Below are 13250 nucleotides of genomic sequence, written 5' to 3'. Positions count from 1 at the left end.
AGCCAAAACTGTTATCTTAGCGTCATCAAGCCTTGCTTATGCAGTATATTCAGCAAATTTTATTCGTTGCAGTTTCTGCGGTATCCATCTGGTTGTTTGCACGGAAAATCGGTGAAATACGCCGGAACATCCTCCTGGGAAAAGAGGAGAACCTGAGTGACAACCCTTCCCTTCGTTGGAAAAATCTGTTGTTACTGGCACTCGGACAAAAAAAGATGTTTTCGAACCCGCTTGTAGCCATCATGCACTTTATTATTTATGCAGGCTTTCTCATCATCAACCTGGAAGTATTAGAAATTGTACTGGATGGTATGGTAGGAAGTCACCGTTTATTTGCCCAGCCACTGGGTGCTTTATACGACTGGCTGATCAACGCTTTTGAATTTCTGGCTGCAGGTGTATTACTGGTTTGTATTGTCTTTCTCTGTCGTAGAAATATCATCAAACTAAAACGTTTTATTAATAAAGATTTAGATGGCTGGCCCCGTACTGATGCCAATTATATTCTTTTTACAGAGATCATCCTGATGAGCCTGTTTCTTACCATGAATGCAACGGATCTTGTTTTACAGGAAAGAGGAAATAGCCACTACCCTGTTACGGGACAATTTTATCTTTCAGGTATACTCAGTAGTGCATTCAGTGGTTTGGGAGATGGAACACTTGTGATCATTGAAAGAACCTGCTGGTGGTTACATATTGTGGGCATCTTTGCATTCCTTAATTACCTGCCCTATTCGAAACACCTGCATATCATGCTGGCTTTCCCTAATGCCTATTATGCCCGACTGGAAGTACAGGGTAAGATGAAAAATATGCCCAGTGTGCAGAATGAAGTTTTATATGCCATGCAACCCGAACTGGCCCCCGCCAACGCTGCCCCACCTGCCCGTTTTGGTGCCAAAGATATTTTTGATCTGAGCTGGAAAAACCTTATGGATGCCTATAGCTGTACCGAATGTGGACGCTGTACCGCTGCCTGCCCTGCCAATACAACAGGTAAATTATTAAGCCCGAGGAAAATCATGATGGCCACTCGCGACCGTATGGAAGATGTGGGTAAGAACATCAACGCCAATAAACAGTTTATAGACGACAATAAATCATTATTACACGATTATATTTCTGTGGAAGAACTTCGTGCCTGTACCACCTGTAATGCCTGTGTGGAAGAATGCCCCGTAAGTATTTCGCCATTAGAGATCATTCTTGAATTACGCCGTTCGCTGATCATGGAAGAAAGCAATGCACCACAGGAATGGAATGGTATGTTCAGTAACACCGAAAATAATTTTGCCCCATGGAAATTTTCACCCGATGAAAGGGACCAGTGGGCAACGACGTAGATAAGAAATAAGGAATATGGAATAAAGAATCAGAAAGTAGTGTTTAATACCTGCTTTTTTCTTTCCTTTCTCACTCCTTATTTCTTATTTCATATTTCTTATTCCAATTTCATTGCCATGACACTCTCTGCATTCCCCTTTTCAATTACTGACTTTAAAGATGTTGTGCCTGAACTCCACCAGGGCATTACCGGTTTTGCAGAGTGGAGAATTATCAGGAGAGATGATATACGTATCAGGCTGGTTATTTATTCACCCGGCTATTTAGCTGATCACTGGTGCAACAAGGGACATATTATTTTCTGTGCGGAAGGAGAAATGGAAACCGAACTGGAGAATGGAACAAAACATATACTGAGAAAAGGGCAGGTATACACAGTAGGTGACAATTCAGACGCACACCGATCTTACTCAAAAGATGGCTGCACCTTATTCATTGTTGATTGATTATATCCAGGGTTTGTAAACCATACGGTATAGCTGAATCAATGCAGTAATCATGAAGATGACACCCATGATCTGATTCAGTGTTCTATTACTGGTATTATTTTTCTTTACCAGCCAGTTGCCCCCATGTATATAGAGCGCGAGTCCTCCTATGGTGCCAAGCCCCGCGCCTGCCGTAAACATGTTATAGGCCCCGTGGGTTATCGGTAGAACTTTTGTCTGGATCATGGTGGATGTCCATAAAAACCAGAAAGGTATTTGAATTGGGTTTAAAGCACTCATCACAAGGCCCAGCAGGAACCTGTGCAATTTATTATCCAGTATTACCGATTTTTTTTCTGATACCTGCTTTCTGGCCGATACAAAAGAAAATACACCTAGCAGTAAAAACAATACTACCGTTATCCATCCCAATACTACAAACCATGTTCTATGTTTTACCACCCAGTCCATGCCGGTAAGCGCAAATCGGAGGTAAAGCATTTCAACAATCGCTACACCAATGGCAAACATCCATGCTTTTTTAAATCCTTCCTGTATGCCAATCTGGGTAGATGTAATACTCATATTACCTAAGGGCAATTGTCCCAGAAAACTGATCAGTGCAGCAATAAAAAAAATATACAGCATAGTAGCAATTCAATCAGACATTCATTCAAGAGAAAAAAGAAAGTGCGGGGGTAGATTTTACTCCTTTCACCGGCCGAGCAGTAAAGATACCAGATGCGTTGACAGGTACATAAATTTTCTGGGCTTTGTCTTCATAAGCCCATTGAACCCCTGTTGACACATATTCACTTTCTGGCTGTAAAATGTAGCAGGATGTATGAGTCAGGTCCTCCTGTTCTGTAATAAAGTAAGAAGATAGCAAAGGTAAAAGGGCAGCCGGAACAGGCAATGACGATGATAAATTCCCTGCTGTCTCTAAATCTTCCCGCCAACCATCAACCAGCGACTCCATCCTTTTCTGTTGAACGGCAGTCAACTTTTCATATGCTTTGTAATAAAGTTCGGGGTATTCATTCCGTAACTGTTCACCTGCACTGATCGCCAGCAATGGGTGTACACTTTGCAAAGATTCAAGCAATATATCTTCCTTCAAAGGATCATTTCTTTTACAGATGGCTTCCAAAGCAAGCAGTTTCAGGTACAATGGCACCAACTGGTACTCCTTATGCAGGATATCAATCAACCTCTCGGCCGGCGTCAATCTTTGTTGAGGATAAAACTCATGCAACAATTGCAACTTTGCAGCCGTTTCGTCCTGCAGGTACAACCCTGTTATCTTTTCCCTGATATCCTGGTCGAAAAAGTTTTCCAGTAATTCATGTGAAAGCATTTTTCCGTCACCCGATTGCTGCCCTGTAATGCCCTCCCTTATTTCGGCCACCGCTGCAGGTTCATATACAAATGCCAGCACATCAAATATAAGATGGGTGATGTCCTGACTTTCCTGTTTCAACGCTTCTTTCAATTTTTCCAGTTGCAGATCATCGCCAATATCTGCTATGGCTACATCATACCACAACTGCTTCCCCATCATCTCCTGTATCCATGTTTTACAAAGAGCTTTGTCTTTAGTATCCATTTGTGCCTGTTGCTTTTGCAGACATTTCACAGCCATCTGGCAAATGAAAGGGTTTTTTGACAGCATTTGCTGTTTAATAAACCCTTGCTCCTGTTTCACTTCTGCTAATAACTCAAGTATCCTTAATTGTTCTGCTGCACTTTCAGCCGACTGAAACCTGCTTTTCAATAATTGAACAATCATGGGTTCTTTTTCAAACCACTGTTTAAAGTAGCTGGCAGGAAGTATACTCTGTAACAAAAACTCCACACATTTTTTTTCGTTGATCAGTTTATTTGATTCGGCTTCAGCAACAATCTTATTCAATTCGGTAAATAGCTGCCATTCCGCAGGACTTATCTGTTTGATAATAGATATCGGTGAATCAACTTTACTTCTTTGAATGCTTGTGTTAAGCGGATCAACGAATGCGAATTTTCTTTTCACAAACTGTGCCAGCATCACACAATAGCTTTTATAAGCAGCTTTGGTAACCAGTAACCAGCTAACCAATACCACAAGAAAAAGCAGGTTGAGGTATAAAGATGCTTTAAAACCAAGCAGGTTAAAAACAAGAATCAATAAGCCTGCTATGATTACACCCAATGCTTTGGGCACCCCTTCCATTCTGGTGCGCAAACGAAAGCGTTGTTCAGAGGGAACAGGCTGGTAGAATATCTGGTATGCTGGTTCATTAAAAGAAAAACGCAATACCCTTTCCAGCAATTTTGAAAATGCGATCATAGAAAATACAAGACCTGCAAAGCCTGGCATCAAAGCAAAAAAGATAATCAGTATAGTGGATAGCAATAATGCTACCGGCAATATATTAATGCCAAACTTTAACCCATACATGGTGAGCAATCTGCCTGAAATAAATAAACGGGCTATCAGTTCCACCACCGCGACCCCTCCCAGAAATAAACCCAGAAATCCTGCCACGGCCTGTCCGGAAGTATATTCCAGTTTCAGTTCATTTAAAAACATATAATCCACATAATAAAAACCAAGCATAGGCAATAAAGACACCAGGAACATTAACAGATAATAAGTACGTGCATGATGATTCTTTGACTGCTCCTGAACAACTTTCGTATCTGCTGGTTTTGAGTGATGCGGATTGAACTTTTGTCTGTAATAGCTTTTGAAAAAAAGAATCAGTAACAACTGTAACAATATTCCTCCCATACTGATCCATAATAAGGTAGATACCCCCGCCGTTTTCAGTAATAAGGGGATAGAGAAATAACCCAGCATCTGCGAAACCACGTCTCCGGCACTAATCAACGCAAATAGTCTTTTTCCTTGCTGCATATTGAATATACGGGCAAAGAGACCACCGAACATAACAGCATTCAGAAAAGTAAAAAAACGCATCCAGACAAACATGGCGAAATACCACCATTTATTGTCGCTGCCCTCAGCCATATAAAAAAGAAACACAATACTGAAAAGCAAAAACAGGTACCCGGAAGTCAACAGGTTACCAAAAGTCAGGTATTGCTGAATCCGTGCAAACAAATACCAAAGCAAATACCCAACCACACCTGATGCGATAAAAGCATAGGGCAACATATCAGCTTTGAAAGTGGATATAAAAACGGAAACTGTAGCCGTAGAATAAAAAACAAAAGAAATACCACTCAGAAAGGAAAAACACAATAGCAGTAAAATATCTTTTCTTTCGCCTTTTCTAATATTAAAAAGTCGGTTAAAAGTTTTTGCTATGGCAGATGACTGACTCAAACGGATATATTTTTGTGCTGCATATCAAACAAATGAAGATCCGGAAATGGGTACACAAGGCTGTGATGCCCCGACAATGGCTGCATCAGGCGTTCTTTAACCTGCTCGTGAATTTCTCTATCAAAATCAATATGAAAATTGACCGGTAAGGAAGATCCATAAAATGACAATATTTTTTTTACCAGCACCCATGTCATATGTGGAAAGATGCTGGTTACTTTTTCTTCCGAAAGCAGCACATCATCAAAAAAAGTATGATTATCTCCGGTAATTCTAATGGGTGGTGACTGACCAATCATTGGTCCATGATCAATCACTTCTGTTACGCCCATTAAACTTACACAGGTATTACTCATCCGGCTATGAAGCGTATCTTCAAATGGTCTGGGGCCTGCACCTATATCGTTCTTCAGGTCGGATGGATGGAAATTATACATTCCCATCTTTGGATAAGTGAATATTGAGCGTGGAACAATTTGTCCGAAACAGGCCATAATAATCAGATCCGGGTTCCACTTATGCAATAGCTGATAAAAATATTCGGATTTAATATTTCCGGTGAATACTTCCATCCCTTCAGATAATCCACCCTGAATAATCTGCTCTACCATCCTGTACTGGTCTGGCTTTTCAAAATAATGCCAGATTCTTTTTTTGAGTGATATTCTTGCTTGCGGATCCCTTGCGTCATCGGTTGCCAGTCCAACAAGCGATATCCGTTCACCCAATATTTCTTTTAGTCGTTTCAAACTTTCCAATACCCACATACCTCCCAATGTTGAGCCAAAAAGAACAATCCGCAACCCTTCCTTCTCTCCTGTTAAGTGTTCTGGAGGCACATAGTATGTTCCCCAATCTGGCGAATCAAATTTTTCTTTGTATGGGGAGGTTATTGCTTTCATTAAAAATCAAAATTTAAACGAAGCAGTATATTCCTTCCTCTCTGCAAAATTTCAGTTGGGTTTTCAGTACCATCTGCAGCTTTCACGCCCGGATTGAAATAATTTTTATCAAAGAGGTTGTTACAAATCAATTGTATGGTTGTTCCCCTGATCAATTCTTTCAGGCTCACCGTAGCATGTGCCAGGAAATAAGCCGGGAAAGTTCTTGCATTAGATGGCACAGATGTACCAACACCTACCGGCTGGTTGCTGATATAATTGGTTCGCAGGTTAACTCCCAGGTATTTCAACGGTTCATAATAAACACCTGCATTAATGGTATGACTGGCAATGTCTCCTATAACAAGGTTCACATCTCCTTTTTCATCCCTGGTTTGTTTACCTTTGGTATAGGCGTAATTCAGGTAACCGCTTAAAGATTTTTTCCGAAGGGTTAAGTTGGCCTGTATACCTGAAATATTAAACCTACCGATATTATCATTGATATTCTGTCCTGTGGTGAGCGTCCTGGTTCCTACCACATCTTTTATAGAGGAACGATAATAAGTGATATCGGCTGTTAAGGTTTTACTGATGGCATTGCTTGCAGCAAATTCGATATTATGAATACTTTCCGTTCCCAAATTCGGATTCGGAATACGATTACCTGCAGTAGAGAACTTAGTCCAGTTAGAAACGTTCATGATACCTCTTGCATAAATAGCTTTAAACACCCAGCTATTTTTTGTATAATCCAATACAAGCCTTGGGTTGATTTCGGTACCATAACCTCCCGATGTCCTGATCACATTATAATCGATACGTGTACCAAACGTGGCCCTGAATGCTTCTGTAAAACGATAAGTTGCCTGTCCATAGATACCTGCATCATTTACATTGAACTGATTTCCTCCTTCTGGCGGTGCGGTAAATAATCCACGTTCCTGAGCGTCTCGAACATTGAGCGAAACCAGGTAATTACCCTGCAACTGGCTGTTACGAAGTTCAATACCCGCAATCATATCCAGTTTTCTATTGGGCGTATACAACATTTTCAATTCTGTTCTGAATTGTTTTGAATTGGAATAGAGATACCTCGTACTCCAGAAAGCAGCCCTGTTGGTGAGTAAATCCTTGATCGTAAGATCACGACGTGCATAGTTACTCATGAAAACGAGCTTTGAATCATCTACCCCATGAATCCGGTAATTGGAAAAACTGGAAATGGTTACTTTATCAGAAAGCTGTTTGTCATATTTTACATAGAAAAAAGTCTGTGTCGGAATCCAGACTTGTCCATTATCGCCACCAGCTACATACATATCTGTAAACTGTGTGGTTCCTCCTTCACTTTTTTTCCAGGTTTGCGCACCAATGGTAAAATCACCAATAGTAATCCTTGCATTGATAAGGTAGGCTTTATCTGTTTTTGAATACCGTACGGGTTGTCCATTCACCATCTGTGTGTATGCCGATTTATCAAGGTTCCTGGCCAGGTCGATGCCTTGTAGTGTTGGTATAATACTGTCCGCATTTCCAGGGGTACCATAAACCGTGTAGAGGCTGCTGGTAAGTGGTATGCCATGCTGATTGATGTATTGTTGTGCTCCACTACGAATACCCAAAATAGCGTTATAGTTTATAGTATTATAGGCTGCGGGATTATAATCATAAAAAGATTGTGATGAAAGATCATGACTACCCGATTCAAATACACGTGCTGTTAAGGTGGCGGATACCAGCTTCTTACGGTATCCCATGGTAATATCTGCAAAGCGATGATTATAGGCGCCATACCCAACCATGGCTTTTACACCAACCGGTTTCTGTGCAGTGGTAAAATCGGCAGCGGTTTTGGTGATAATATTAATAACACCTGCAAAAGCATTTGATCCGTACATGGTTGATGCAGGACCAAATACTACTTCCACCTGTTTTATATTTGATAATGAATACTGTCTTGAGATATCGGCCCAGTTAGTCCATAAATCATTCTCTTCCACCCCATCAATCAACAACAAAGTTTTTTCAGTGTTATTGGTTCTTAGTCCACGCTGATACATATTGGCGAGTTGTGGGCCATAGTAACGCGATATTTGGAAGCCCGGCAAATCATTCAGAAACTCCACAAGATCAGTATATCCACGTTGTATGATTTCTTCCTGTGTGATAACAGAAATGCTGGCTGGTGCTTTACGGATATCTTCCGCTTTTTTTGATACAGAAGTTACCAACTGTACCGAGGAACCTATTTTTAATAGCCGTACGAGATTGCTGAATTCTTCGGGATCAAAAAATGAAGGTTCAAAGGAAGCATTGATTTTTAAAAGATCAGCTACCGCTTTATTGGCTTTGTCGGGAAAATCATTGGCGATATAACTCAATGACAATAACCTGTATGCCTGTACTTTTTCCTGGTCGGTAAAGCCTGCTGACAAACAGGGCAACAATGTCGTTTCCACTTCTTCAAAGGAGCCTGCCTGGTACTGCCTGTCGGCCAGCTTCAACGCCTGTTCTCCACAAACAGCCTGTGCCTGTAAATTGGAGAACTGCACGAACAGTAATCCAACCAATGAAACAATAACTTTTAAATGTCGTTGCATGAGTACCGTTTTATCGATTACCACAAACTGATTTTTGTTCAATATCTTCTCCTATATAGGTTTTCCATTCAGCTGTTGAAAAAGACCGTCCAATCTGTGCACAATTCTGTTTTCGCAATTGTTCCTGGTCAAAAGTCCACTTACGGATGCTTCTGTCAGCTCCGGCAGATACCAACTGAGTGCCATTGGCCATAAACCGCATATCCCACACCCATGAATCATTACCATTTAACAGCAAGGGTTCTAGCAGGAAATTATTGGTATGCCATATTTTAATTTCGCCATTACCAGCACCGGTTGCAATAAGATTATTATCATCTTTAAAACTGATGGCATATACCGGCGACTGATGTGCTTTTATTTTCTGCGGGTTGGCATACTGCCGATTCGATTCAAATAAATAAATATTACCCTCCGTTGTACCACAGGCCAGGAATTTTCCATCCAGACTGAATTCTACTGATTTGATCAACTCTTTCACAATCAGCAACTCTTTTTTTACAGGAGTACTTGTTTGTAATCCATCAATCAGTAAGAGTTTACCATTCTCTTCTGCTGCTGCAATCTTGGAACCATCAGGAGAAAGCCTGATACTCATGATACGGCTACCCGCTTTCACAACTGGTGAGCTTTGCGCGAGGTTGCCATTCAGGCTGATACGTTGAATGGTACTGTCGCCTGATGATGTATAAATCGTATTATTATTCAGGAAGCGGATATCGGTTACAGGATCTTTATGCGCATTAATCAAAACGGGCGTGGCAGGAAAAGACGATGTATTGAATACATATACCATTCCCCCTGCTGTACCTACTCCTATCTTTTGCCCATCTTTACTAAAAGCAATAGATCTGATATTGTGCTGACCTGCTCCTTTGGGTTTATACTCTTTCGATTTTTGAGACAGGTCATCTCCTTCCCAGAGCTTAATCATACCCGACTCATCACCGGCAGCAAATAAATTATTATTTACTGCTATTGCCCTTACACCACTATTAAATACACGATAACTTTTCTGATTGGCCGTTACAGCTGATAATGCCGTAAATATTTCCGGAATATATTCATTACCGCCATTTTCTTTATTGAAAGCATATGCCTGCGCCGCAAGCAACCGTGACAACTCAAGATTGTTACTGTTAAATTCTCTTACCGACTGATTAGCAAGGGTTCGACTCAATGCCAGCAGCCTGAGTTTACGTGTATTTTTTTCAGAATTTTCTGATCTTATTCTCTCTCTTTCTGCGATTGATCTTTCATTTTTAGCAATCACTGTCTGTTCCTCTGCCTCTTTCTTTCTGAGTTCCGCTTCTGACTTGGCGTCCAATGCTACAGTTGTTGCCTTTTCTGCCACACCTCTTTGAAATAAAGCATTTCGCTTTTCAAATTCAGCCAGCATTCTCTGTTTATCAGCTATATTTTTCTGTTCTTCTGCAAATTTTCTTTCTGTTTCTGCAACTACTCTTTGCTCCTCAGCTCTTTGCTTGGCCGTATCTGCTAATTGCTTTTGTCTTAACGCCTCTTTACTTTCTGCAATGGCCAGTTGTTGGTTTTCAAGTGCTTTCTTTTCACTTTCCTCTGCTTTGAATTTGAGGTTAAGTGCTACCAGTAAAAATACCAGGCAGATCATAGATGCCGTTCCGAGTACCACAGCAATCATTCTGGCACGCTTTATTCTTTTCTTTTGCTGTAATTCTTTCTGTTCTATCTCAAAATCATACTGCGACTTACTATAATCAAGAAAAGCTATGGTACTTTCAAAATTGGGATTGTATCTTTTTGCCCAGGTAGCATTGGGCGCATTCTGTACACGCCATTTTTGGGCAATATCCAGTTCCGGGTTTCTGAGTAATCCACCCGTACCTAACTGATACATGACAGCAGCATTACATAAACGTTTATAAGCTTCAGCCGATCGGTTTTCATCATCTACCCATTCTATTAACCTCTCCCATACCCGCATCAGGCTTTCATGGGAAATATCGATAATGCTTTCTTCTTTTAAATGAATACCCGATGGCGGCATCAAAAATGAACGACCGGGTTTACGAAATACTTCAATTACTTCTACTACTTCCTCTATGGGCGCATTTGACAATTCACAAATTTCAGCCAGACGCGTTGGCCTTCTAATACCCCGTGCATCACTGCCTTTATCTGTTAATGCTTTAAAAAGTGACTGACAGATTTGTTTTTGCCGTGATGTAGTCAACTCGCTGTATGCTTCTTCTGCATGCTGCGATAAAGCATGCTCCATGGTGCCAGCTTCTTCATAATCATCTATATCGATTTGCTGATCTGCATTTCCTTTTTGTTTCCATATATCCCAGGTACGCATTAGTGCATGCTGCAATATTGGCAACTGATCAGGATTATCTCCTACATCATTTAACAACTGGTTTAATAAACGCTGACTGATATTTGCCCCTGCAACAGAAATAGGCGCCACAATCGCTTCCTTTCTTTCTTCACGTGTCATTCTCGGAACAAGGTAGTCACCGGCGTTGATGGCTTCGGGCAATCCCCTGAATTCCGTACAGTCGCCCAGAAAATCAGACCGCATGGTAAATACCACATAAATGGGTACTTCTCTTTGTTCTGTTGCTTTCAATAACAGGTTGATGAATGCAACAGAATCACGTTTACCATCTTTATTGTCTTTTTCATATCTGCTGAAACGAAACAGTTCTTCAAACTGATCCACAAGAATGAGCAAATTATTTTTGGGATCAAGGCCAGATTGCTTATAAGCTGCTACCAATCCATTGCTGCTTCTTCGTAATACACTTTCGTTGATGGCAGCCACTGTTTCCGCATCTGCTGTTTCTGTACCCTCATTTAAAACGCCCGGGTTTGCAAGACCAACAGCCATATTATAAATAGGATCATTACCTGGCCGGAATGAGCAGATACGCCATAATGAACCAGCACCCGACATAAAGCCACTGTGTAAAGCAGGTATGAGGCCGGATTTAACCAGCGAAGACTTACCACTTCCTGAAGAACCAATGACCGCCAGGAATCTTGTGGTACGCAATTTTTTTAACAGCTCATCGACCTGCTTCTCCCTGCCGAAAAACAAGACATCTTCATGCTCTTCAAAAGCGCGAAGACCGGGAAAAGGGTTTTGTATGATCAGATCATTGAACATCCGGTTCTACATTTTGGATAATAATGCTTTTAATTTTTCCATTGGCAACCCTTCTACTCCATTTACCACTTCCGCCTCAAGTGTACGGAATCGTTCTTTGGAAGCATTTGCCGGCCCACCGATATAAATAGCTTTTACTGCCAGTGGTTTTTCTCTACCATAACCGTTGATTTTAAGAAAATCCCTTGTTTTGGAACGCAGCCATATTTCATTGGCATTTCCATAATAAATAATGGCAGCATTACACATTTTCAGGTTCTCAACATGGTCTTCCCTGATCATGGATTCATCCCCTTCAAATATGGGCAATACCACTTCATAACCCTGGTTGAACAGGTAATCTTCCAATGGCTTGATGTCATCCAGGTCAAGTACATCACAAATAAGGTACACAATTCCTGTTGAAGAAGTAACTGCTTCGGTAATTATTGCCGCCTCAGGTTCTTTCTTTTTTTGTTTTTCAATGGCCGCTAGTTTATCAAATACCACACTTTTAAAATCTTCCAGAGAGCCATATACAAGGTCTGCGCCTGTAATACCCTCTTTCCCTTCATTCAGGCGGCTGATAAATGTTTGCTGTCTTTCTTCCTTCGCTTCTTTACCCTCGGGTATCCATATCAGTCTCTCCAACTGGTTGCCTCCACTTGCAGCAGCAGCTATTTCGTTTTGCAATTCTATGATTGACTTCTGCGTACCCTCTGGTACAATACCATAGTTTTCTCCTACAAGATGAATAGACAAAGTACTGTCCTGTAAATAATGTTTCACGTCTTCAATCAATACCGGAGCAATTAATGGCAGTTGCTTATCAGGATATATTCTGTAGCCATTATCCTGCAACTCTCTTCTGAGACTATCCCTGAATGGAAGTGTTTCATAACTGGATTCTGCCAGGTAAATATTAAAATCATCTTTCTGTGTAGTTCCACCACCGGTAGACCCCTGTCCTGGTTGTTGGTACTCTAACCCCTCCAGAAAACTGGCTAGGTCATTGGCCAGATCATCCAGTTTTTCCCAGTATAATTTATCGGTCTGCTGACCAAATGTTTGAGATAATTCTTTCAACCTGCCTGTCTGAACATCGGTGGTATAAAATTCATACCCTAGAATATTCCGAATTTTTTCAGGATGCATATCTACCTTGACAGGAGTTTTAATTACTTTGAATATCCTTGCCTGGTTATTGATACTAAAGCCAATGTTTTTCTGACAGGATTCATAAAATTCATTTACTTCCCTTACACACCATTCTGACTTAATATAACGGGGTGTAAGTATGGAAATCATTACAGCTACCTGCGAAAACTGGTCAACGATCTGCTGATCGAATATGTGATTACCCTGTAATGCAGGGTCACGCCAGATAACAGGCCGTCTACCCAACAATTGCGCTAACCTGATCTCCAATGCCCTGTGAAACTCAGCAATCCACCCTTTCTGTGTTTCAATCAATGATTCATCATCGATATGCGCGTAACTGATAAATATGTCTTTCGGAAACTGCATCAA

General features: G+C 40.9%; 8 protein-coding genes. 2 read left to right on the top strand and 6 right to left on the bottom strand.

Annotation, left to right across the window (positions count from 1 at the left end):
• The first annotated feature begins 38 nt into the window (after positions 1–38).
• Both ACH3Z1_RS15245 and ACH3Z1_RS15240 read left to right on the top strand, forming a co-directional pair.
• Positions 39–1346, top strand: a complete 1308-nt coding sequence (locus tag ACH3Z1_RS15245) for a 4Fe-4S dicluster domain-containing protein (protein ID WP_490822846.1) — start codon at positions 39–41, stop codon at positions 1344–1346.
• 117 nt (positions 1347–1463) lie between these two features.
• Positions 1464–1793 carry a DHCW motif cupin fold protein gene (locus tag ACH3Z1_RS15240; protein WP_490822845.1) on the top strand — a complete coding sequence of 110 codons (330 nt, stop codon included), beginning with the start codon at positions 1464–1466 and terminating at the stop codon, positions 1791–1793.
• On the opposite strand, the gene ACH3Z1_RS15235 is transcribed toward ACH3Z1_RS15240, so the two are convergent.
• The 6 genes from ACH3Z1_RS15235 to ACH3Z1_RS15210 are packed head-to-tail and all read right to left on the bottom strand — an operon-like array spanning position 1794 to position 13247.
• On the bottom strand, positions 1794–2423 hold the full coding sequence (locus tag ACH3Z1_RS15235) for a LysE family translocator (protein WP_490822844.1): 630 nt from the start codon (positions 2421–2423) through the stop codon (positions 1794–1796).
• A 25-nt stretch (positions 2424–2448) separates the two neighbouring features.
• A complete protein-coding gene (locus tag ACH3Z1_RS15230; protein WP_490822843.1) occupies positions 2449–5106 on the bottom strand; it encodes a hypothetical protein in 2658 nt (885 codons plus the stop codon).
• Positions 5103–6008 (bottom strand): formyltransferase family protein, encoded by a 906-nt coding sequence (locus tag ACH3Z1_RS15225; RefSeq protein ID WP_490822842.1) that lies wholly within the window; start codon positions 6006–6008, stop codon positions 5103–5105. Before ACH3Z1_RS15225 ends, ACH3Z1_RS15230 begins: the two co-directional genes overlap by 4 nt.
• Positions 6008–8590: a TonB-dependent receptor plug domain-containing protein gene (locus tag ACH3Z1_RS15220; RefSeq protein ID WP_490822841.1), complete on the bottom strand. Its 2583-nt coding sequence runs from the start codon at positions 8588–8590 to the stop codon at positions 6008–6010. Before ACH3Z1_RS15220 ends, ACH3Z1_RS15225 begins: the two co-directional genes overlap by 1 nt.
• A 10-nt stretch (positions 8591–8600) precedes the next feature.
• Positions 8601–11741 (bottom strand): WD40 repeat domain-containing protein, encoded by a 3141-nt coding sequence (locus ACH3Z1_RS15215; protein WP_490822840.1) that lies wholly within the window; start codon positions 11739–11741, stop codon positions 8601–8603.
• Between the two features lie 6 nt (positions 11742–11747).
• Positions 11748–13247, bottom strand: coding sequence for a toll/interleukin-1 receptor domain-containing protein (locus ACH3Z1_RS15210; RefSeq protein ID WP_490822839.1), 1500 nt, complete (start codon positions 13245–13247; stop codon positions 11748–11750).
• Positions 13248–13250 lie beyond the last annotated feature (3 nt).

Source organism: Sediminibacterium sp. FW305-C-49 (genome assembly GCF_058231085.1).
Note: the sequence above shows the minus strand (reverse complement) of the source record. Positions and strands in the feature narration are given on the sequence as shown.